Source organism: Sulfitobacter sp. JL08, assembly GCF_003352045.1.
Lineage (GTDB): Bacteria > Pseudomonadota > Alphaproteobacteria > Rhodobacterales > Rhodobacteraceae > JL08.
The window spans coordinates 1,906,776-1,928,271 of record NZ_CP025815.1 but is presented as its reverse complement, the minus strand read 5'-3'; the positions used below and the strand labels follow the sequence as shown (position 1 = coordinate 1,928,271).

The following is a 21,496-nucleotide window of genomic DNA, read 5'->3' as shown; positions in this document are numbered from 1 at the left end:
TGGGTGGCCCGGACCTGCCAGAAATGCTGCTTGAAGGCGTTTGGTATAGGGAGGTGCGGCGCGCTTACGCGCCGATCGCGATGCGGCGGTCTTGCATCTGTCCGGGTTCAGGATCGCGCAGCACGTATCCCCGCCCCCATACCGTTTCGATATAGTTGTCGCCCTCTGTCGCAACACTCAGCTTTTTGCGCAGTTTGCAGATGAAAACGTCGATGATCTTCAGTTCCGGTTCGTCCATGCCGCCATAAAGATGGTTCAGAAACATTTCCTTGGTCAGGGTCGTGCCCTTACGCAGGCTGAGCAGTTCCAGAATCTGGTATTCCTTGCCGGTCAGATGCACCGGTTTGTCATCGGCGCTGACTGTCTTGGCATCAAGATTGGCGGCGATGCGGCCGGTATTGATGATCGATTGGGAATGCCCCTTGGAGCGGCGGATAATCGCATGGATGCGGGCCACCAGTTCTTCGCGGTGAAACGGTTTGGTCAGGTAATCATCCGCGCCAAACCCGAACCCCTTTATCTTGTTTTCGGTATCATCGGCGCCCGACAGGATCAGGATCGGGGTTTCGATGCGTGACAGGCGGATCTGGCGCAACACTTCGTGACCGTTCATATCCGGCAGGTTCAGGTCCAGCAGGATCAGATCGTAATCATAAAGTTTTGCCAGATCGATGCCTTCTTCGCCCAGATCGGTGGCATAGACATTTAGATTGGCATGGGTCAGCATCAGTTCGATACTTTTCGAGGTTGTGGGATCATCTTCAACCAACAGCACACGCATAATAAGTCTCCGGAACACGGGCGACCGGCCCGATTGCTTGAACCCGGTGATCGGGCCTTATGAATGCGGTTAACCGTGCCCAAGAAAGGTTAACTACAAGTTACCATTGTGAAGAAACTACGGCATGCAATCTAGGGTAGTCTATACTTTTGCAAGGCAGTTGTTTTCAAAGCCGCTTCTCCGTGATCGCTGACGGCGTCAAGCCAGGCCTGAAACTCCTCACCCGAGATATCGTAAAGTTTCAATGCATCGTCGCGTGTAATCAGGCCGTAAACCACACCGCGCACCACCGCGGCCTTGCGCGAGGCGACCCAGCGGCGGGTCGTGGGTTCGGGCAGGTCGGCACGGGTCATGACCCGACCGTCCGGCAACGTGACCGCACGCGGGCCGTCTACTTTTTTGAGATACATGGTACACCTGCTTGCAATCCTGCGCGCAAGGTTGCACAGCGCAGGCTTAAGAAGCTGTGAAGCCCCTCTTTAAGAATAGCTTGGATTTACCTATATTTTCGTGCATTCGCCGCCTATAGAGGCCGCGACACCGACAGGAGACGCCGATGGCGCTGGATGAACATACGCAACTGAATTCGCTGGGATTTGCCAAGCCGCCTGCGGACACGCGGGTTGTGGTTGCCATGTCGGGGGGCGTGGACAGTTCGGTTGTGGCCGCTCAACTGGCCAGCGAAGGCTATGATGTGGTTGGCGTGACGCTGCAATTATACGATCACGGCGCGGCGCTGGCCAAGAAAGGCGCGTGTTGCGCGGGTCTGGATATTCACGACGCGCGGCGTGTGGCCGAAGACATGGGGTTTCCCCATTATGTGCTGGATTACGAAAACATCTTTAAGGATGCAGTGATTGATGAATTCGCCGACAGTTATCTGGCCGGCGCAACCCCTGTGCCCTGTATCCGCTGCAACGAACGGGTGAAATTCAAGGATCTGCTGGAAACGGCCAAGGATCTTGAGGCCGACTGCATGGCAACGGGCCACTACATCCAGCGCAAGATGGGTGTGCACGGGCCGGAACTGCATTCCGCCGAAGACGCCAACCGCGATCAAAGCTATTTCCTGTTTTCGACAACGCCTGATCAGTTGGAATACTTGCGCTTTCCGCTGGGCCATCTGCCGTCCAAGGACGCGACGCGCGCGCTGGCCTCGAAATTCGGGCTGGTCGTGGCTGACAAACCGGACAGTCAGGATATCTGTTTCGTGCCGAACGGGGATTACGCCTCGGTGATCGAAAAACTGCGCCCCGAAGCTGCCGATCCCGGTGACATCGTGGATACGAACGGCACGGTTCTGGGACGTCACACCGGCGTAGTGCATTACACCATCGGCCAGCGACGCGGCCTGGGGATCGGCGGTCTGGAAGATCCGCTATACGTGGTGAAACTGGATGTCGAAAAGAAACACGTGATCGTCGGCCCTAAGGAAATGCTGGCCACCAGGACAATACCGGTGCGCGAGATCAACTGGCTGGGTGATGCCCCGCTGGACAGTCAGGTGGAATGGCACGTTTCGGTCAAGGTGCGTTCGACCCGCCCGCCCAGCGAAGCGATCATACGGCCGCTGTCAGCGACGACCGCGCAAGTGGAACTGCTGACGCCGGAACAGGGCGTGTCGCCGGGGCAGGCCTGTGTGTTCTATGAAACCGGCGGCAGCCGGATTTTCGGCGGCGGCTGGATCTGGCGCGGGGCCTAGCGTTTTGCGGCATCCGCTGCGCAATGGATATTTGAAAACAGAAGAAGATGGGCGCGCGGTCTGACAGATCGCAAGTGACGCGGGCCAAAGCCTAGGCCAGAAAATCCAGCACCGATTGTGCAGCGCGCAGGCCCGGATCAAGATCGTCGCGCCCAAGGCGCTGCATCGTGACCTCCATCTCCTGCTGTTGCGCATCGGGATGATCCAGGACCTGCAGTACCGCAGCTGAAATCAGATCGGGTTTGCAGCGTGGCCCCAGAAATTCGGGCACGACGCGTGTGTCCGAGACCAGATTGACCAGCGTGACCGTATCGACCTTGAGCATGCGGGCAATGATCTGGCGCGAGAACCAGTTCATATCGTAGGCAATCACCATCGGGGTTGCGACAGCGGCCAGTTCCAGAGATACGGTGCCCGATGCGGCCAGCGCAACGTCTGCGGCTGCAAAAGCGGCGCGTTTTTGCGACAGGGCCGTTTCTGGGGGTGCTGCGCGCGGATCAAGAAGGATGGGATCGCCGGGCCAGTGTGGAACGATATCCTGCAACAGGCCCGCCACCGGGGCCGCGGCGGGGACGACGATGCGCAGATCGGGTCGTTCCTTGATCATCTGCTGCACGGCGGAACGAAAGATCGGCGCCAGCCGCGTAACTTCGCCCCGGCGCGAGCCGGGCAGAACCAGAACAAAGGGCGCGCGCCCGATGCCGCTGCGGGTGCGAAAGGCGGCTGCCTCTTCCGCTGTGGCGACCGGTTCGGCGACGACCGGATGGCCGACAAAATCACAGTCCATGCCTGCCGCCTGCATCAGTGGCGGTTCGAACGGGAACAGGGCCAGCACATGATCGATCATTTCTGCCATTTTGGCTGCCCGTCCCGGTCGCCATGCCCAGACAGTGGGCGCGACATAGTGGACGGTCCGGATGCCGGGTGCGCCTGCCCGCACCCGGCGCGCGACGCGCAGGCAGAAATCGGGGCTGTCGATGGTGATCAGAACATCGGGCGCCGTGTGGATCACGGCGGCGGCTGTTTCGTTGATCCGGCGCATCAGGGCGCGGTATCTTGGCAGAACCTCGGCGATCCCCATGACGCTGAGTTCGGACATATCGAACCGGCTGACAAGGCCGCAGTCCTGCATCAGTGGCCCGCCAATGCCTTCAAACTGTACATCCCCGGCCAGCGTTTGCAGCCCTGTCATCAGGGCCGCGCCCAGTTTGTCGCCCGATGGTTCGCCGGCAACAATAAAGACACGCATCATGCACGAACCCAAAGGAACAGGCCGGCGGCATCGCAGGCCTTGATCACCGCGTCACGCTCAAGGATCATGACGCCGCCGGCCTCGACCACGATGCCACGTAATCCGGCATCCTGCACCGCGCGCACCGTGGATGGGCCGATAGTCGGCAGATCGGCGCGTCTGTCCTGTTCCGGTTTTGGAGCTTTGAACAAAAGACCGCCCTTCGGGTGCGCGGGGCGCTGAGCGAGCGATGCCAGCATCCAGTCTGTGCCAAACAGGGCTTCCACTGCAAGCGCCTGTCCTTGCGCAACAACACAGGCCTGCCCGATATCGACCTGTGCCATGGCTGACACGATTGCGGCGCCGCGGGCGGCATCGGTTTCATCCTGTGCACCGGGCTGCACCTGCCCCAGTATTCCCGCATCCGGCAACAGGGACGGTACGATCTCGTGCGCGGCGCGAATGCTAAAGCCGTGGTTTTCGAATATCCCCATCACCGCGCGCAGGGCACTGTCGTCGCCGCTTTGAATCGCGGCGTGCAAAACAGGCACCAGCGGCAGCGTTGCGGCATCAATCGCCGCCGGATCAATGACAGGGCGCGTTATGGCACCGGCAAAGCAGACTTCGTTAATGCCCTTGTCAGACATCGACGCCAGAAAGCTGCCCAGTGTTTCGATCCGGAACACCATATCCGGTGTCAGACCGTCAGGTTCAATCCCTTCAAGGGCGCAAATCAACGGCGGTTGATCCATGTGCGCCGCCAGAATGCCCGGCAGCATGCCCTGCCCCGCGATCAGTGCCAGCATGGGATCAGCGTGGTGTCAGGAAAGACCGGTCACTGTCGCCAAGGACAAAATCCAGCAGTTCCTGAACATAGGTGTTTTGATTGGTTTCCGCCAGTTCAGCGGCGCGGGCCTGAAACGTGCCCTGACCCTGTGCAAGGGTGTGGAATGCCGAGCGCAGGGCGGTGATGTCCGCCCGTGCGACACCGCGCCGCTTTAACCCGACAAGGTTCAACCCATCGAGTTCACCGCGCGCGGCCTGAACCAAACCATAGGGAATAACATCATGCGTCACCATCGTGACCGCGCCGATGATCGCGCCCTGCCCGATGCGCACCCATTGATGGATACCGGACAAACCGCCGATGATCACATCATCGCCGATCACGCAATGGCCGGCCACTGCCGCAGAATTGACCACAATCACCCGATCACCCACCTGGGCATCATGCGCGATATGGCATCCGGCCATGAACAGACCGTCATCGCCAATTCTGGTCACGCCGCCGCCGCCATCGGTGCCGGCATTCATCGTCACGTGTTCGCGGATGCGGTTACGGTCACCGATTTCAAGGCGGCTGGATTCGCCGCGGAATTTCAGATCTTGCGGGATTTCACCGATCACGGAAAACGGAAACACCACCGTATCATGGCCGATGCTTGTATGGCCGGTGACCACAACGTGGCTTTTGAGTTCGACACCGCTGCCCAGAACGACATGCGCTCCGACCACACAAAAGGGCCCGATGATACAGCCCTTGCCGATCACCGCGCCATCTTCGATGATCGCGCTGGGATGTATCTGTGCCATGCGGGTTCTCCTAACCCATGTCCATCATGGCGGTAAAATCGGCCTCGGCGGCCATTTCATCACCCACAGATGCAACGCCGTTGAATTTCCAGACCTTGCCGCCGGGCTTGCCCCGTTTGGTGGTCAGTTTCATGCTAAGCACATCGCCGGGCACAACCTTGCGGCGGAATTTGCATGAATCAATGGCCAGAAAATAAACTTTCATTTCCTTGTCTGCCATATCCAGCGCCACCCCGACCATGATCGCCGCCGTCTGGGCCATTGCCTCGACAATGGTCACGCCGGGCATGATCGGCAGACCGGGAAAATGGCCCTGAAAATGGGGTTCGTTCATGGTGACATTCTTGATGCCTGTCGCCGATGATGTTCCGTCAATGTCGATGACCTTGTCAATCAGCAGAAACGGATAGCGATGCGGCAGGATCCGCTGGATCAACTGGATATCTGCGCTAAGAAGCTGTGAAGTCATTTCGGGGTCCTACCTTCGGATCATCGCTGTCAGATGTGACTAACAAGCGGGCCACAAATGGGCAAGAGTCGCCGTGCCGGCCTACTCTTTCGGAAGCTGGCTGCCGTCGCCAAAAGCGGCATCCATACGCTGTATCGCCTCGTCGGTGACATCAATGGCGTTCGCGCTCAGGAATACGCTGCGCCGTTCAAGAATGACAGCCGCGCCGGCATCGCGCATCAGAACCTCAAGCACCGGACCGGCGGTGTTGACGAAAGTCGTGCGTTCCGCCTCGTTTCGCAGGTTAAGGGCGCGCGCCTTGGCGTCCTGTGTCCGTCTTATGGTCTGGACCTTTTCATCGAAGGCATCGGCCAATGCGCGGAACGCCTGCGGGTCCATCTCGGCGCGCTGGTCGGCCAGTGCTTTTTCTTCTGCTGTCAGGTCGGCTTCGATCCTGCGGTTTTCGGCAGACAGAATGGCACCTTCGGCTTCGATTTCCGAAGCAACCCGTTTGCCAAAGGCCGATTGCGCATAGAAGCGATCGGATTCGATGGTCAGTATCGGGCTGACCACCGTTCCAAGGGATTGTGCCAGAGCCGGCACAGAACCCAACACGCCCTGACAGATCAGGAACGTGCCGAACGCAAAGGCACGCAAGGCCCGCATGACCGGATCAGAACCTTGCTGAAATGGTCAGGTCGAACTGCTGTTCGTCGTCAAAGCTTTCTTTGACAAGTGCGTTGGAAAAGTTGAACCGCAACGGCCCAAGCGGCGTTTCCCAGAAAAGCGACACGCCGACAACATGGCGGAACGATCCGCTTTCGCCAATGATATTGCCGCCCGTCAGGTTTACATCCGACAGATCCCACAGATTGCCGACGTCATAGAACACGCCGCCCATGATCCCCAGTTCTTCGGGCAGGCCCAGCGGGAATTCCGCCTCGAACCGTGCCACGACGAACAGGTTGCCGCCCAGACCGTCGGACGCGCCCAGAGTTTGATCGCGTGGGCCGATACCGCCGGTTTCAAACCCGCGCATCGTGCTTGGGTCCAGCAGGAAACGGTCGGTGACGCGGCTGGTGCCGCTCAACCAGTTCAACATGCCGCCCTCAAGTGTGGCCCGCAACGTGACTTCCTCGTTCAGCACCTTGGTCTGGGCAATCGCGGTGGCCTGGGTTCTGACATATTCGTTGTCGCCCCCGATCCCCGCAAAATCCTGACCGAATTCAAACAGGTACCCGGCATTGGGGTTCAGACCGACCCGGCGTGAATCATAGGAATACACATAGCCGATCGAGCTGGTCCATTGTTCGCCGACATTGATTTCGTTGCCGATCACGACACCGTCTTCGCGCGGTGTGCGGCGGTTCATATCGGTCCGTTCGGCCTTGTAATTGAAAGACACTCGGCCGTTGTCACTGACCGGGAATGACAGTTCAGGACGGAAGATCAGCTTTTCAACGTCGTAGCTGGCATAGGAGTTTTCGTTTTCGAAGAAATCGATGGCCACCCCAAGGCTGAGGTCACGGCCCAGCAATGCGGGCTCTGTAAAGCTGAAGCCGTAACGCTGCGCCTCTTGCGCGGTGGACAGATCAATTCCAAATCGCTGACCACGGCCCAGAAAGTTGTCTTCGCGGAAGCTGATCAGAATACCAAAACCATCAGAGGTTGAAAATGAACCACCAAAGTTCAGCGCGCCTGTGGGAAGCTCTTCCACGTCCACATCCACAATCACCTGATCGGGGCTGCTGCCTTCGCGGGCTTCCACATCAGCGCTGGAAAAATACCCCAAAGCGCGGATGCGTTCGGCGCTTTCGCGGATTTCGCGCGGATTGAACGGATCGCCTTCAACGATGCGGAACTGGCGCCGCACAACCTGATCCAGTGTGGTCGTGTTGCCTTCAATGTCGATCCGTTCGACAAAAATCCGCGGGCCTTTGACCAGCGCGAATTCGACATCAAGTGTCAGATCTCGGTCGTTGCGGGTAATGCGCGGATCAATCCGCATGAAATCAACGCCGTTCGCGATCCCCAAACGTTCCATCCGGGCAATCGAGTTTTCGACCAGCGTTGGCGAATAGACGACACCGGGCTTCACTTTCAGATTGTCCTGGTATTCCTGCGCGTCCACGCCCGGCATTTCACTGACGGTTGTAATCTGACCGAACCGGAACTGCTGGCCTTCCTGAATGTTGAACACTAGAAAGTACCCGTCGCGTTCGCGCGACAGTTCGGCGTTTACGCTGTTGATCCGGAAATCGACGTACCCGCGTGACTGGTAGAAATCCGTCAGCAACTGCTTGTCGAATTCGATCCGGTCTTCGATCAAGGTGTCGGACCGGATAAGCGCCCGCAAAAGGCCTGCCTGTTTCGTGCCCAGCACCTGACGCAGGCGCCGGTCAGTATAGGCGCGGTTGCCCACAAAGGTCAGGCGTTCGATCTCGATCGTGTCGCCTTCCAGAATTTCAAAGACAAGATCAACGCGGTTGTCGCTCAGGCGGATGATCTTTGGTGTGACCTTGGCGGCCAGCCGTCCTTCCTGGGCGTAGACGTCTGCGATGGCTGCGGCGTCCCGTTCCGCCTGTTCGGGAATGAATACGCGGCGCTGGGTCGACCCGACGATGGCGCGCAATTCATTGTCGCGCACCCGGCTGTTGCCTTCAAAGTTGATCTGATTGACCGTGGGGCGTTCCGTGACTGTAATAACAAGCGTATTCCCGCGCGGATCAAGCTCGACTGTTTCAAAAACGCCACTATCCTCGATCCGTCGGTACACATCGTTCAGTTCACCGGCAGTGATTGTCTGGCCCCGCGTGATTCCCGCATAGGTCAGGATAGCGATGTCTTCGATCCGCTTGTTGCCCTGAATATCTATGTTTGAGAAGGTGTAGTTCTGCGCCTGCGCGCCGCGCGGAGACACTGCAAAAGTCATTGCAATTGCACAAAAAACTGCGATCAGTCGGAAATACCACATATAGCCTGCTCTGCCCCGTATTACGCAGGATGTACCCGCCGCGTTCCTCAATCTCATGATCTAGAACCTGTTTTTTTTCGACATCCAATACCAGAGTGGTTACCTTTATTGCCTCCACTTGTCAAAACCGCAGATGCAAAAACGCCGGGCAAAAAGCCCGGCGTTGTTTTACCTTAACCCGATAGTGTTGTTGCGTGCCCTTACAGGCTGCCCACATAGGCACCGATCATCAGCGCACCAACAAGGGTTGCCAGATACAAGATCCGGTCCCAGTTCAAGTCTACAAGCAGGCTTAGCCCGCGATAACCGCTTTGGAGGGTTTGCATAGCGTTCCCTTTCTTTGCTTCTACGTACGCAAAATGTAGCGTCCGATTGTGGCAACAGATTGACGTATTGTGTCAGGATTGGGGCGCATGGCCTGTCAGGGGCAAAAAATGTCGTTCCAAAGGGCAAAAGCCATCAATGTAAGAACCAGAGAAATGCCGACCGCCATCAGAATACGCAGCGCGCCGTCACTGGGTGGTTTGCCCACAACAGCCTCGTAGGCGTAAAATACCAGATGCCCGCCATCCAGTGCGGGGATCGGAAACAGGTTCAGCAATCCGACGGCCGCAGACAGTACGGCAATAAACCAGATAAAGTTCTGTGCGCCCTGCGAAGCCATTTCGCCCGACACCTGGGCGATGCCGATCGGGCCGGACATGTTGCAGGTGCTGATTGCTCCTGTGATCATGTGCCACAGCCCTGAAATGGACCCTGACAGGATCATTTCGGTCTGGGTGATCCCGCTCCAGATTGCGGTGCCAAAGCCGGGGGTGGTTGTTGCCGGTTCAAATATCATGCCGCCGGCAATGCCGATGCGCCAGTTTGTGGCAAACCCGCCATCGGCCTGCGGTTCGTCGGTGCGTTTGGGCTTTAACGCGAAATCGATATTCTGTCCGTCGCGCCAGACGTTCAACAGCAGAACCCGCCCGTCAGACCCTTCCACAGCGTCTTTCAACTGTTCAAACGCATAGATCGGCGCACCATCAATCGCGGTGATCACATCGCCGGTCTTGATCTCGATATCCATCGCGGCGCTTTGCGGAGAAACCCCAACCACCAGTGGCGGCATCAGATACGGCCCCTGCACAATGATGTCTTCGCCGTCACGCTGCACTTTGTAATCCAGCACAGATGCGCGCGGCAGTTTGGTCTCGAATGCATCGAATGCCTCGGCGTCGGTGAAATCGGGTACGGGCAAGCCGCCGATTTCAATGATCTGATCCCCGGGTTGCAGATCCTGCACCTGTTCGGGTGGCATGTCGCGCAACTCGCCCACGGCCAAAGGCACGGCTGTTACCCCGTTTGTCAGGGCAAATCCGGTAAATACCAGAATGGACAGCGCAAAGTTGAATGCAGGGCCGGCAGCCACGGTCAGCGTCCGCGCCCAAAGCGGCGCGCCATGCATCGTTTTGCGCAATTCTTCGGGGGGCGTGGCCTCCATCGCTTCGACGTCTTTGCCGGACGCGGCGTTGGCGTCGCCCTTGAATTTCACATAGCCGCCGAACGGCAGCAGGGCGAATTGCCATTTGGTGCCGTGTTTATCGACGCGGCTGAACAGAACCGGCCCGAACCCAAGGCTGAACACATCGGCTTCGATCCCTGTCCAGCGGCCCACGATGTAGTGGCCGTATTCATGAATCGCGACAATCACGGACAGCGCCACAACAAAGGCAATCAATGTCCAGATCACGCCGCCGAATTGCGGTATCAGCCCCAAAATATCCAAGTCGTTTTCCTGCTCGTTGCGGTGGACGGTTCTACCGGTCCAGGTTTTTCATTACGATATCGGCATGTTCTCTGGCCAGATGGTCCGTCTGGGCCACGATATCAAGGGTCATCGTGGCATCAATAAGGCCCGAACGCGCACTCAACGCGTCCAGAACACGCTCTACCACTTCGGCCATTTGCAAAAATCCGATGCGTCCGGCGATAAATGCATCCAGCGCCCGTTCCTTGGCACCATTGAACACTGCGCCGCTCAATCCGCGGGATTCCATCACCCGTCCGGCCAGCCGCAGGGCCGGATAGCGGGCCGTGTCGGGGGTTTTGAACGACAGCGATCCGATCTGCGCTAGGTCCAGCCGCTCAACCGGCAGATCGCGCCGGTCGGGCCAGTGCAGCGCATAACCGATGGCGTGGCGCATGTCCGGTGCGCCCAGATGCGCCATCAGGCCACCATCCCTGAACGCGACTATGGCGTGAATGATCTGTTCGGGCTGGATCAGCACCTTGATCTGGTCTGGCTCAAGGTCAAAAAGTTCACGCGCTTCAATGACTTCCATGGATTTGTTAAACATCGTCGCACTGTCGATCGTGATGCGCTGGCCCATCGCGAAATTCGGGTGGGTCGAGGCCTGGGCAACCGTTGCCTGTGCCAGATCATCAATCGGCCAGTCCCGGAACGCCCCGCCCGATGATGTGATCGTGACGGTTTCAACAGCGCCGATATCCTCGCCGACAAGGGCCTGGAACACGGCAGAATGTTCGCTGTCGACAGGGATCAGATGCGCGCCGTTCCGGTGTGCCGTGTCCAGCATCAGCGCGCCCGCACAGACCAGCGATTCCTTGTTGGCCAGCGCCAGTGTGCACCCCTGTTTTAGTGCGGCGAGGCCCGGAGCAAGGCCCGCAGCACCGACGATAGCCGACATGATCCAATCGGCGGGGCGCGCAGCAGCTTCGGTCAGGGCGGTAAGGCCGGCGGCGGCCTCAACTTCGCTGCCTGCAAGGGCTGCGCGCAAATCATCCAGACGATCTGGGTCGGCTGTAACGGCCACTTGCGCGCGCAGGTCTTTGGCATCCTGTGCCAGTTGCGCGATGTTCTGATCACCCGTCAGCGCAACCACATCATAGTCTTCGCGTGACCGCCGGATCAGATCGATCGTGTTCTGCCCGACAGATCCCGTGGCCCCCAGCACTGAAACCTGACGCATCAGACCAGCCCCGGCGGAAAGCCGATAAATTGCATCAGAACCAGCAAAAACACAGATGCGCCCAGCATCCCGTCAAAGCGGTCCAGCAGGCCGCCATGTCCGGGGATCAGGCTGCTGCTGTCCTTGACGCCCATTTTCCGCTTGATAAAGCTTTCCGCGATGTCTCCCAGTTGCGAGGCAAAGGCCACGATCATCGAAATGGCGACAAGTTCCAGACCGGTATCGGTAGAAAGCGCAAAGATCAGTCCGATGATCCCTGCCCCGATCCAGCCCGCGCTGGTGCCGGACCATGTTTTTTTCGGGCTGATGGATGGCCAGAACTTTGGCCCGCCGATCATGCGGCCTGCAAAATATCCCGCGATATCAGTGATGACGACCACCAGAACCAGCCATAACATCCAGATGAACCCCAGATCGTCGCGCACCGACATCATGCCATATCCGGCCAGCAAAACCAGCGCCGTAAAGACAAGATAAATCATTCTGTTCTGTTTCAACTGGCCAAAGCCGACAAGCGCCGGGGCAATCAGAACCGGAAGCGCGAAGATCGCCGGAAGATAGATCGCCAGCAACACGGCAGCCCCTGCCAACGCCCCCAGTTGCAGCGCAATCTGGCGTGTTGCGGGGCTTAGCATCAGCACCAGTTCCCACACCATTGCACCGCAGACCAGCGCTACGAAGACATGGAACACATCCTGCCCCATCCAGACGGCCCACAGACCGACAACAACCATCACGGCACCGGACAGAACACGCGTGGACAGATCAGACCAGCGTCCGCTATCGGAAGGGGGAGGCGTGGTCATGCAGAAACAGTGCCAAACCGGCGGTCGCGACGCCCATAGGACAGGCACAGTTCGCGAAACAGTTCGGCCGTGAAATCTGGCCACAGCGTTTCGATGAATTCGTATTCGGCATAGGCGGATTGCCAGAGCAAGAAATTGGAAATGCGGGCCTCTCCGCTGGTGCGGATCACCAGATCGGGATCTGGCAGAACATAGGTGTCCAGATATTTGGGCAGGGTTTCTTCGTTCACATCCGCAGGCTTCAACCGCCCGTCCGCCACATCCTGCGCCAGCCGTTTGGTGGCGCGGGCCACTTCGTCGCGGCTGCCGTAATTGATCGCGATGGTCAGATGAACCAGATCGTTGTCTGCCGTCAGCAGTTCCAGTTCGTCCATCAGCGCCACCAGCTTTTCGTCCAGCCGCACCCGATCTCCGATAAACCGGACCCGGACGTTTTCTTTTTGCAGGGCGCGCGCCTCTTTCGCGATATAGCGGCGAAACAGGTTCATCAGGCCGGATACCTCGACCTGGGTGCGTTTCCAGTTTTCTGTAGAAAACGCGAATATGGTGACATATTTCACGCCAAGGTCCGGGCAGGCGTTGACCACCTCGCGCACGCGCTTGGCGCCGGCATGGTGGCCAAACAGGCGCGGCCGTCCGCGTGCCTGTGCCCAGCGACCGTTGCCATCCATGATAATCGCCACGTGCTTTGGCCCGTTGGGACAAGGCGCCTTGGCTTTATTATGTGGATCCTTGGGCATACCCGCGGGTCAGACCTGCATGATTTCGGCTTGTTTCGTGTCCAGTGACGTATCAATGGCGGCGATAAACCGGTCTGTCAGACTTTGTACTTCGCCTTCCCAGATTTTCTGATCGTCTTCCGACATGCCCGCGGCCTTGGCCTTTTTGATCTGGTCCATGCCATCGCGGCGCACATTGCGCACGGCGATCCGCGCACTTTCGGCGTATTGCGCTGCCACTTTGGACAATTGCGCGCGCCGTTCCTCGTTCAGTTCCGGAATGGGCAGCATGATAATGGTGCCGTTCAGCTGCGGATTGATCCCCAAACCGCTTTCACGAATGGCTTTTTCGACCTTGCCCACCATCGCCTTGTCCCAGACGTTGATCGTGACCATGCGTGGTTCTGGTACGTTGACCGTGCCGACCTGATTGATCGGTGTCTTCTGGCCGTATGCTTCTACCATCACCGGTTCCAGCATCGACGCGCTTGCGCGTCCTGTACGCAATGATGCGAATTCGGTGCGCAGCGCCGCCATCGCACCGTCCATGCGCCGTTCAAGATCGTCTGTATCAATGTCGATATCGTCTGACATGTCCCTGCTTTCCTTCTTGGCTCTTTGGGCCGCTTGATCGCTCTATAACGCTATCCCTGCACTTTTGTATAGGTGCCTCGGCCGGCCAGAATGCCACGAAAGCCACCCGGTTCGTCCAGCGAAAACACGATGATGGGCAAATTGTTGTCTCGTGCCAGCGCGATTGCGCTGGCATCCATTACGCCCAGACGTTTGGCCAGCACGTCATCATAGCTGACAACATCATAGCGCACGGCATCATCGAACTTGTTGGGATCCTTGTCATAGACGCCGTCAACCTTGGTGCCTTTAAAGATCGCCTGACAGGCCATTTCGTTGGCGCGCAAAGTCGCTGCTGTATCTGTGGTGAAATAGGGGTTGCCTGTTCCGGCGGCGAAAATGCAGACCCGTTTCTTTTCCAGATGGCGGACCGCGCGGCGGCGGATATAGGGTTCTGCGACCTCGTTCATTGTGATTGCGCTGATCACGCGGGTATGTACGCCCAGTTCTTCCAGTGCGGATTGCATTGCCAGTGCGTTCATCACCGTGGCCAGCATGCCCATGTAATCGGCTGTCGTGCGTTCCATGCCCTGCGCACTGCCCTGCAGACCTCGAAAGATGTTACCGCCCCCGATCACCATACAAATCTCGACCCCCAGATCATGGACCGATTTCACTTCCTGTGCGATGCGTTGAACGGTTGGCGGGTGCAGCCCGAACCCCTGATCGCCCATCAGCGCCTCGCCCGAGATTTTGAGCATGACCCGTTGATAGGTGGTGTCTTTGGTGTCTGGGGACTGGTCGGTCATATTGCGCTCCGCTGCGGCAAGGGGCTAGGTTGCGCGCAAAATGTCGGAAAACCAAGGCAGGTTCAATGCGTCAACCGAAGGACAAGGCAAAACTGTTCAAATCCGGCGCGCATTTTCCGGTGCCGGGCGTCGTTTTTTGAGCGTGCTTCCCCATATTCCCGAAAAAACACCGGTTTTGATTGCCGGCGCCACGGCATCGGGCAAATCGGGGCTGGCCCTGCACATCGCGCGCGAATACGGCGGAATTATCGTGAATGCCGATGCCAGTCAGGTGTTTTCCTGCTGGCGGGTGGTGACGGCGCGCCCGTCGCAGGATGAAGAATCACAGGCGCCGCATCGCCTTTACGGCCATGTTCCGTTTGATACGCCCTATTCGGCAGGGCACTGGCTGCGGGATGTTGCGCCGCTTTTGCAGGGACCGGACCGGCTGATCATCGTTGGCGGCACAGGGTTGAATTTTCTGGCGCTGACCGAAGGGCTGGCTGATATCCCCGCAACCTCGCCCGAGGTGCGGGCGCGGGGCAATACGATGTCATTGTCCGACCTGCTGGCACAGACCGATCCGGACACGTTGCGCCGTCTTGATCTGGCCAACCGCGCCCGTGTGCAGCGCGCCTGGGAGGTTCAGACAGCAACCGGCCGTCCGCTGCATATTTGGCAGGACGATACCGGACCACCGCTGTTGCCACTGTCGCAAACAGTCCCGATCGTGGTGGACCGTACCAAACCGGAACTGGACGCGCGCATTGCAGAACGATTTGATCAGATGATCGCCGGCGGCGCGCTGGAGGAAGTGCGCGCGATGCTGCCGTTTTATGATCCCGCCCTGCCCGCGTTCAAGGCCATCGGTGTCCCCGAACTGGTGGCGCATCTGACACAGGATGTGACGCTGGAAAATGCCCGTGATAGGGCCGTCATTGCCACCCGGCGCTTTGCCAAACGTCAGCGCACATGGATGCGGTCGCGGATGCAGGCGTGGACATGGATCAAACCTGCGGACTTGTGAAAATCAAACCTGATTGGTGATTTACGAATAGAATTTTCCGCCAGTTTTGATATATCCGCAAATATGGCTGGTTTATCCAAAGATCCGTTTGCAGCGCCCGATCGCGTGGAATTGCGCACATTGGCGCAACTTGCGCAGCGTGGTGACTGGCAGCTTGATCTGTTGCATGACCGTTCACACCATCTGATCATCTGGATCACCCGCGGTCAGGGGCTTGCCCTGCTGGATGGCGTGCGGCGCGGTATGGGAACGCACAATGTCCTGTTTGTGCCCGCTGGAACTACCCTGGCGCTGGAACTGGGGCGCCCCGGGTTCGGACAGGCGCTGGTTATTCCGGATGCCACCGAATTGCGCCTGCCCGGACAGGCCCACCATTTGCGGATCAGGGATGTGACAGCGCAATCGGAACTGACGGCCCTGTTCGAGGCGCTGCACCGCGAACAAACCAATGCCCGCCCGCTGTTGTCCGAAGCGATGGAGGCACAGACGGCCCTCGTGTCGGTCTGGTTGCGCCGCCAGCTTGCGCTGGACGAACATACGCCCAAACCCCTGAAGGCTGCCAACCGTCTGTCGAGGGCGATGTGCCGCCGTATCGCGCAAGAGTTCCGCAGCGGTGCGCCCATGGCGGATTATGCCAGCGCTCTGGGTGTCACGCCAACGCATCTGACACGGGCCTGCAAGGCAAGTACGGGCAAGACGGCCGCCGATCTTCTGACGGACCGCACCCTCTACGAAGCCCGCCATCTGCTGACGTTTTCCGATGTTCAGGTGCAGGATATCGCGCGCTATCTGGGGTTTGGATCAGCCGCGTATTTCACCCGGTTCATGCAGCATCACACCAGACACAGCCCGACCGAATTGCGCAAACTGAAACCCGCCAAGGGCGCTGCGCCAAGTGCCGGAACACTGCGTGGGTAGCCGGGTTTTCCGGCCAAAAGGTTGACCTAAGGCCAAATGTGGGCATCACTGTTGAGTTCAAGTGCGGTTGGCATTCCGAAGAGTGACCCACGCACAAAAAAGATAAAACAAAAACCGAACAGGGAGTTTGCCACGACATGACACTGGAAAAAACACTGACGTGCAAAGACGTGCATCCCGCTGCAAAGATGTATGCGGACGAATTCAAACAAGGAAAGCTGAGCCGGCGCGAATTTCTGACACGCGCAACTTCAATGGGTGTGACTGCCACAGCCGCTTATGGGCTGATTGGCATTGCGCAACCTGTTCAGGCCGCCGCACATAAACAGGCGGGTGGGACACTGCGCGTGCAGATCAGCGTGCGCGCGCTGAAACAGCCCCGTGTCTATGACTGGTCCGAACATGGTAACCAGACGCGCGGTACGCTGGAATATCTGGTCGAATACAACAATGACGGCACATTCCGCGGCATGTTGCTGGAAAGCTGGGAAGTGAATGAAGATGCGACCGTCTATACGCTGAACATCCGCCCCGGCGTCAAATGGAGCAACGGTGATCCGCTGACCGCCGCGGATGTGGCGCGCAATGTTGAAGGCTGGTGTGACAAATCGGTCGAAGGCAACTCTATGGCGGGCCGGATGGCCACACTGGTGGATGACGCCACAGGTCAGATTGCCGATGGCGTGATCGAGATTGTTGACGATACCACGCTGAAACTGAACCTGCCGAAGCCGGATATTTCCCTGATCGCCAGTTTTTCCGATTACCCTTCGGCGATCACGCATTCGTCGTTTCAGGACAATGACTATACACAGAACATCGGCACTGGCCCCTACCGGATCACCGAACTGGAAGTGGGTGTGAAATGCACGCTTGAACGCATTGCAGATCACACATGGTGGGGCACCGAGGTTTATGGCGGCCCTTATCTGGACCGCATCGAATACATCGATTTCGGAACCGACCCTGCCGCCTGGATCAGCGCGATCGAGGCCGAAGAGGTCGATATGCTGCACGAAACTGTCGGGGAGTTCATCGAAGTGCTGGATGGCATGGGCATGGTCAAATCCGAAGTGGTGACAGCCGGCACAATCGTGATCCGGCCCAACCAGAAGGCCGAAGTCAACGGAATGAAGCCCTATGCCGACAAACGTGTCCGTAAGGCAATTCAGATGGCGGTGAACAACGATATCTGTCTGGAGCTTGGCTATTCCGGATTGGGTACAACGGCAGAAAACCACCATGTTGCGCCGGTGCATCCCGAATACGCGGAACTGCCGCCGCTGGTGCATGATCCAGAAGGTGCGCGCGCGCTGATGGAAGAGGCCGGCATGATGGATTTCGAACATGAAATCCTGTCAATCGATGACGACTGGCGCAAGAACACGACCGACGCGGTTGCCGCCCAGTTGCGCGATGCCGGGTTCAACGTCAAACGCACCATTCTGCCGGGTTCGACATTCTGGAATGACTGGGTCAATTATCCATTCAGTTCAACCAACTGGAACCACCGCCCCCTTGGCGTCCAGATTCATGCGCTGGCCTATAAATCGGGCGAGGCATGGAATGAATTCGGTTGGGAAAACGTTGAATTTGACGGGTTGCTGACGCAGGCACTGGCCATTGCCGATGCCGACAAGCGGCGCGAGGTTATGGCCAAGATGGAAGCGCTGATCCAGGACGAAGGCGTTACGGTCCAGCCATTCTGGCGTTCGGTTTTCCGGCATTACCGTGAAGGTGTTGTGGATGCGGACATGCATATTGCGTTCGAACACCACCACTATAAATGGGGCCTGGCGGCCTGATTTGACCACGACCCCAAGGTGCGCGCCAAAACGGTGCGCGCCTGTTGCGGCGCGTGAAAGGCGAAATTCGACGGCAACCGGACCTTTGAAAAAGGTGAACGCGCGTTTCCAAAAAACCGAATTGCCTGTTTTCGACGAAAGATGTGTCGTTTTTGTGACATCAAATGGTGAAACCAAACATTGACGCCGCGCCTGTTCTGGTGCCGAATGCGCGCCGAAGGGGTGTTTGTAGAGTGGCAGGTAAAACTGTCCTCGATACAATAAAAACAGATTTCACTTCTTTTAAATGTGATGTGTCTCAGGGAGAAAAAGATGACGCAACCTATCCAAGAAAATAGAATCCATCCGGCGGCAGAAATGTACGCGCGTGAGGAAAAGGCCGGTCTGATGGACCGCCGCGAATTCCTGACCCGTGCAACTGCTCTGGGTGTCAGCACCGCAACGGCCTATGGCATGTTGGGTCTGCAGGCGCCGGCAAAGGCCGCCGCCCATATCCAGCGCGGCGGTACCGTGCGCATGTTGATGGAAGTCCGTGCGCAAAAAGACCCGCGCACATTCGACTGGAACCAGATTGCCTATGTCGTAAACGGCACGATCGAATACCTTGTCGAATACAACAATGACGGTTCGTTCCGCGGCATGCTGCTGGAAGGCTGGGAGGTCAACGACGACGCGACCGTTTATACACTGAACGTGCGCAAGGGCGTGAAATGGAACAACGGCGATGATTTCACCGCAGAAGATGTTGCTTTCAACATCGAGCGCTGGTGCGATTCGGCGGCGGAAGGCAACTCGATGGCGGCCCGTATGGCGGCCCTTGTTGACAGTGAAACCGGCAAAGCGTCCGCTGGCGCGATTGAGGTCAAGGACAGCCACACTGTTGTTCTGAACCTGAACTCCTCGGACATTACGCTGATCCCGGGCATGGCGGATTATCCGGCACCTATCGTGCACCCGTCTTATGATCCTGCGGCCGATGTGACCGAACTGGTCGGTACCGGCCCGATGAAAGTGGTCGAAAACGAAGTGGGCGTGAAAGCCGTTATCGAAAAATCCGGCCATCCATGGTGGGGCGATGAAGCCTTTGAAGAAGGTGGTTTTTATATCGATCGCATGGAATTCATCGACTACGGCACCGATCCTGCAGCCTGGGTTGCAGCGGTTGAATCCGACGAAGTTGACGTGATTTATGAAACCACGGGCGATTTCGTGGATATCATGGCCGGTCTTGGCATGGTCCAAAGCGAAGTTGTGTCGGGATCGACCATCGTGATCCGCCCCAATCAGCTGGCCGAAGTTGACGGTGTAAAACCCTATGCCGACAAACGGGTACGTCAGGCCATTCAGATGGCTGTCGACAACAACGTCTGTCTGGAGCTGGGTGTGTCCGGTCTGGGCATTCCTGCGGACAACCAGCATGTTGGGCCGATCCATCCTGAATGGCATCCCGATGTGAAACGCGGACCGCTTGATCCGACAGCCGCCAAGGCCTTGCTGGACGAAGCCGGATTTGGCGATTTCGAAATGGAAATCCATTCGATTGATGACGACTGGCGCAAAAACACGACTGACGCGGTTGCCGCCCAGTTGCGCGATGCCGGTTTCAACGTTAAACGCACGGTTCTGCCCGGATCGACCTTCTGGAACGACTGGGTCAAGTATCCGTTCAGCTCGACCAACTGGAACCACCGTCCGCTGGGCACCCAGATCCTGGGTCTGGCCTATCGTTCGGGCGAAGCGTGGAACGAAAGCGGATTTTCCAACGCCGAATTCGACGACCTGCTGGCCCAGGCCAACGCGATTGCGGATGCTGACAAGCGCCGCGTGCTGATGGGCAAGCTGCAGGCCATCATGGTCGAAGAAGGCGTAACGATCCAGCCTTACTGGCGTTCGATCTATCGTCACCACAAGGAAAGCATTGTGGGTGCCGAACAGCACATTGCGTATCTGTCGCAGTACTACAAATGGCACATTGCCAGCTAAAACGACCCGGCCGTGCCCCACACAGGGGCACGGCCATTCGCAACGGCGCCCGGATAAGGGCGCTGAAAAACGGACGGGCACGAAAAGGCCCGCCTCAGCCTACCAACAGGGGCTCTCATGGGACTGTTCATCTTACGGCGTTTAGGCGTGATGATAATCACGGCGCTCTGCCTGACTTTCATCGTCTTCTTTCTGACCAATCTGTATCCGAACCTTGAAAAACTGGCCAAGACCCAAGGCAACTTCCGCATGTCGGACGAAGCCGTGGCAAGCTGGCTGGGCAATCGTGGGTATCTGGATTCCGCACCAAGCAAATTCGGCCAATGGCTGGGTGTCGTGCCCGGCTGGACGAACACAACAGAGGACGGTGTCGAAACCGGCCGCTGCTTTGGCAGCGATGTTCCGGTTGACGACAGGGCGACCTTTTGCGGTATCCTGCAAGGGGACTGGGGTTATTCCACAGTGTTCAAGGACGATGTCTCGACAATCATTGCAACGCGGCTGGGGCTGACCGGCAAGCTGATGTTCTGGGTCATGGTCCTGATGGTGCCATCTGCCCTGTTACTTGGCGTGCTGGCCGGGATGCGCGAGGGATCAAAAACCGACAGGACCCTGTCGACCTTTGCGATCACAACTACCGCGACCCCGGAATATGTATCAGGCGTTATCTTTATCGCGGTCTTTGCCTCTTCTGCTGTTGGATTGAAGTGGTTCAAGGGCACCGCGACATCGGCGATGGAAAGCGCGAATTTCGAAAACTTCTTTCTGCCGGTGCTGACCATTTCGCTTTACGGAATGGGATATATCGCACGGATGACCCGCGCATCGATGACCGAAGTGATGACAGCGCAATACATCCGCACGGCGCGGCTGAAAGGCGTCTCGTTCCCCAACATCGTGATGAAACACGCCTTGCGCAACGCGCTGATCGCACCGTTCACGGTGATCATGTTGCAGTTTCCGTGGTTGCTGAACGGCGTGGTCATCGTTGAAACCCTGTTCAACTACAAGGGTTTCGGCTGGGTGCTGGTGCAAGCTGCCGGTAACAACGATATCGAACTGCTTCTTGCGGTCTCGGTGGTCTCGGTCGTGGTGGTTCTGGTGACGCAGCTGATATCGGATATCGGCTATGTCTATCTGAACCCACGCATCCGAATTTCTTAAGGGGGGCCG

General features: G+C 58.0%; 21 protein-coding genes. 6 read left to right on the top strand and 15 right to left on the bottom strand.

Going from position 1 to position 21,496, the window contains the following annotated elements:
- Positions 1–64: 64 nt before the first annotated feature.
- Both ctrA and sciP read right to left on the bottom strand, forming a co-directional pair.
- Positions 65–781, bottom strand: coding sequence for a response regulator transcription factor CtrA (gene ctrA, locus C1J05_RS09525; protein WP_114870048.1), 717 nt, complete (start codon positions 779–781; stop codon positions 65–67).
- A 131-nt stretch (positions 782–912) separates the two neighbouring features.
- Positions 913–1,191, bottom strand: coding sequence for a CtrA inhibitor SciP (sciP, locus tag C1J05_RS09520; RefSeq protein ID WP_114870047.1), 279 nt, complete (start codon positions 1,189–1,191; stop codon positions 913–915).
- A gap of 146 nt (positions 1,192–1,337) precedes the next feature.
- On the opposite strand from sciP, the gene mnmA reads away from it, so the two are divergent.
- Positions 1,338–2,483, top strand: coding sequence for a tRNA 2-thiouridine(34) synthase MnmA (mnmA, locus tag C1J05_RS09515; protein WP_114870046.1), 1,146 nt, complete (start codon positions 1,338–1,340; stop codon positions 2,481–2,483).
- Between the two features lie 91 nt (positions 2,484–2,574).
- Here mnmA and lpxB read toward each other — a convergent pair whose 3' ends face one another.
- The 13 genes from lpxB to pyrH all read right to left on the bottom strand — a co-directional run bounded on the left by lpxB (position 2,575) and on the right by pyrH (position 14,611).
- Positions 2,575–3,732 carry a lipid-A-disaccharide synthase gene (gene lpxB, locus C1J05_RS09510; protein ID WP_114872231.1) on the bottom strand — a complete coding sequence of 386 codons (1,158 nt, stop codon included), beginning with the start codon at positions 3,730–3,732 and terminating at the stop codon, positions 2,575–2,577.
- The gene (locus tag C1J05_RS09505; RefSeq protein ID WP_114870045.1) at positions 3,732–4,520 is read right to left on the bottom strand and encodes an LpxI family protein; all 789 of its coding nucleotides are present in this window, start codon (positions 4,518–4,520) and stop codon (positions 3,732–3,734) included. The genes lpxB and C1J05_RS09505 overlap by 1 nt, the downstream gene beginning before the upstream one ends.
- 4 nt (positions 4,521–4,524) lie before the next feature.
- Positions 4,525–5,307, bottom strand: coding sequence for an acyl-ACP--UDP-N-acetylglucosamine O-acyltransferase (lpxA, locus tag C1J05_RS09500; RefSeq protein WP_114870044.1), 783 nt, complete (start codon positions 5,305–5,307; stop codon positions 4,525–4,527).
- A 10-nt stretch (positions 5,308–5,317) separates the two neighbouring features.
- Positions 5,318–5,776 (bottom strand): 3-hydroxyacyl-ACP dehydratase FabZ, encoded by a 459-nt coding sequence (gene fabZ, locus C1J05_RS09495; RefSeq protein ID WP_114870043.1) that lies wholly within the window; start codon positions 5,774–5,776, stop codon positions 5,318–5,320.
- An 81-nt stretch (positions 5,777–5,857) separates the two neighbouring features.
- Positions 5,858–6,421: an OmpH family outer membrane protein gene (locus C1J05_RS09490; protein WP_114870042.1), complete on the bottom strand. Its 564-nt coding sequence runs from the start codon at positions 6,419–6,421 to the stop codon at positions 5,858–5,860.
- 7 nt (positions 6,422–6,428) lie between these two features.
- Positions 6,429–8,687, bottom strand: a complete 2,259-nt coding sequence (gene bamA / locus C1J05_RS09485) for an outer membrane protein assembly factor BamA (RefSeq protein ID WP_254684756.1) — start codon at positions 8,685–8,687, stop codon at positions 6,429–6,431.
- Positions 8,688–8,929: 242 nt separating this feature from the next.
- Positions 8,930–9,055, bottom strand: a complete 126-nt coding sequence (locus C1J05_RS21985) for a hypothetical protein (protein WP_302622791.1) — start codon at positions 9,053–9,055, stop codon at positions 8,930–8,932.
- A gap of 95 nt (positions 9,056–9,150) precedes the next feature.
- Entirely contained in the window at positions 9,151–10,500 is a 1,350-nt protein-coding gene (gene rseP / locus C1J05_RS09480; protein ID WP_114870040.1) for an RIP metalloprotease RseP, read from the bottom strand.
- Positions 10,501–10,531: 31 nt separating this feature from the next.
- The gene (gene dxr, locus C1J05_RS09475) at positions 10,532–11,704 is read right to left on the bottom strand and encodes a 1-deoxy-D-xylulose-5-phosphate reductoisomerase (RefSeq protein WP_114870039.1); all 1,173 of its coding nucleotides are present in this window, start codon (positions 11,702–11,704) and stop codon (positions 10,532–10,534) included.
- Positions 11,704–12,510, bottom strand: a complete 807-nt coding sequence (locus tag C1J05_RS09470) for a phosphatidate cytidylyltransferase (protein ID WP_114870038.1) — start codon at positions 12,508–12,510, stop codon at positions 11,704–11,706. The genes dxr and C1J05_RS09470 overlap by 1 nt, the downstream gene beginning before the upstream one ends.
- Positions 12,507–13,250, bottom strand: coding sequence for a polyprenyl diphosphate synthase (gene uppS, locus C1J05_RS09465; protein WP_114870037.1), 744 nt, complete (start codon positions 13,248–13,250; stop codon positions 12,507–12,509). The genes C1J05_RS09470 and uppS overlap by 4 nt, the downstream gene beginning before the upstream one ends.
- Before the next feature lie 9 nt (positions 13,251–13,259).
- The gene (frr, locus tag C1J05_RS09460) at positions 13,260–13,823 is read right to left on the bottom strand and encodes a ribosome recycling factor (protein WP_114870036.1); all 564 of its coding nucleotides are present in this window, start codon (positions 13,821–13,823) and stop codon (positions 13,260–13,262) included.
- Between the two features lie 50 nt (positions 13,824–13,873).
- Complete coding sequence (gene pyrH / locus C1J05_RS09455) at positions 13,874–14,611, bottom strand: UMP kinase (protein WP_114870035.1); 738 nt, start codon at positions 14,609–14,611, stop codon at positions 13,874–13,876.
- A gap of 40 nt (positions 14,612–14,651) precedes the next feature.
- On the opposite strand from pyrH, the gene miaA reads away from it, so the two are divergent.
- From miaA to C1J05_RS09430, 5 genes are all read left to right on the top strand, one after another.
- Positions 14,652–15,617 carry a tRNA (adenosine(37)-N6)-dimethylallyltransferase MiaA gene (gene miaA / locus C1J05_RS09450; protein ID WP_114870034.1) on the top strand — a complete coding sequence of 322 codons (966 nt, stop codon included), beginning with the start codon at positions 14,652–14,654 and terminating at the stop codon, positions 15,615–15,617.
- A gap of 63 nt (positions 15,618–15,680) precedes the next feature.
- Entirely contained in the window at positions 15,681–16,535 is an 855-nt protein-coding gene (locus C1J05_RS09445) for a helix-turn-helix domain-containing protein (RefSeq protein WP_114870033.1), read from the top strand.
- A gap of 137 nt (positions 16,536–16,672) precedes the next feature.
- Positions 16,673–18,340 (top strand): ABC transporter substrate-binding protein, encoded by a 1,668-nt coding sequence (locus tag C1J05_RS09440; RefSeq protein WP_114870032.1) that lies wholly within the window; start codon positions 16,673–16,675, stop codon positions 18,338–18,340.
- Positions 18,341–18,652: 312 nt separating this feature from the next.
- A complete protein-coding gene (locus C1J05_RS09435; protein ID WP_114870031.1) occupies positions 18,653–20,323 on the top strand; it encodes an ABC transporter substrate-binding protein in 1,671 nt (556 codons plus the stop codon).
- 117 nt (positions 20,324–20,440) lie between these two features.
- Complete coding sequence (locus C1J05_RS09430) at positions 20,441–21,487, top strand: ABC transporter permease (RefSeq protein ID WP_114870030.1); 1,047 nt, start codon at positions 20,441–20,443, stop codon at positions 21,485–21,487.
- The last annotated feature ends 9 nt before the right edge of the window (positions 21,488–21,496 follow it).

Coding starts and splice junctions, on each gene's coding strand:
- C1J05_RS09435 (WP_114870031.1), top strand. CDS start 18,653: ATGACGCAACCTATCCAAGAAAATAGAATCCATCCGGCGGCAGAAATG.
- C1J05_RS09470 (WP_114870038.1), bottom strand. CDS start 12,510: ATGACCACGCCTCCCCCTTCCGATAGCGGACGCTGGTCTGATCTGTCC.
- C1J05_RS09440 (WP_114870032.1), top strand. CDS start 16,673: ATGACACTGGAAAAAACACTGACGTGCAAAGACGTGCATCCCGCTGCA.
- C1J05_RS09490 (WP_114870042.1), bottom strand. CDS start 6,421: ATGCGGGCCTTGCGTGCCTTTGCGTTCGGCACGTTCCTGATCTGTCAG.
- mnmA (WP_114870046.1), top strand. CDS start 1,338: ATGGCGCTGGATGAACATACGCAACTGAATTCGCTGGGATTTGCCAAG.
- lpxB (WP_114872231.1), bottom strand. CDS start 3,732: ATGCGTGTCTTTATTGTTGCCGGCGAACCATCGGGCGACAAACTGGGC.
- frr (WP_114870036.1), bottom strand. CDS start 13,823: ATGTCAGACGATATCGACATTGATACAGACGATCTTGAACGGCGCATG.
- miaA (WP_114870034.1), top strand. CDS start 14,652: ATGTCGGAAAACCAAGGCAGGTTCAATGCGTCAACCGAAGGACAAGGC.
- bamA (WP_254684756.1), bottom strand. CDS start 8,687: ATGACTTTTGCAGTGTCTCCGCGCGGCGCGCAGGCGCAGAACTACACC.
- lpxA (WP_114870044.1), bottom strand. CDS start 5,307: ATGGCACAGATACATCCCAGCGCGATCATCGAAGATGGCGCGGTGATC.
- C1J05_RS09445 (WP_114870033.1), top strand. CDS start 15,681: ATGGCTGGTTTATCCAAAGATCCGTTTGCAGCGCCCGATCGCGTGGAA.
- ctrA (WP_114870048.1), bottom strand. CDS start 781: ATGCGTGTGCTGTTGGTTGAAGATGATCCCACAACCTCGAAAAGTATC.
- dxr (WP_114870039.1), bottom strand. CDS start 11,704: ATGCGTCAGGTTTCAGTGCTGGGGGCCACGGGATCTGTCGGGCAGAAC.
- fabZ (WP_114870043.1), bottom strand. CDS start 5,776: ATGACTTCACAGCTTCTTAGCGCAGATATCCAGTTGATCCAGCGGATC.
- pyrH (WP_114870035.1), bottom strand. CDS start 14,611: ATGACCGACCAGTCCCCAGACACCAAAGACACCACCTATCAACGGGTC.
- C1J05_RS09505 (WP_114870045.1), bottom strand. CDS start 4,520: ATGCTGGCACTGATCGCGGGGCAGGGCATGCTGCCGGGCATTCTGGCG.
- uppS (WP_114870037.1), bottom strand. CDS start 13,250: ATGCCCAAGGATCCACATAATAAAGCCAAGGCGCCTTGTCCCAACGGG.
- C1J05_RS09430 (WP_114870030.1), top strand. CDS start 20,441: ATGGGACTGTTCATCTTACGGCGTTTAGGCGTGATGATAATCACGGCG.
- C1J05_RS21985 (WP_302622791.1), bottom strand. CDS start 9,055: ATGCAAACCCTCCAAAGCGGTTATCGCGGGCTAAGCCTGCTTGTAGAC.
- sciP (WP_114870047.1), bottom strand. CDS start 1,191: ATGTATCTCAAAAAAGTAGACGGCCCGCGTGCGGTCACGTTGCCGGAC.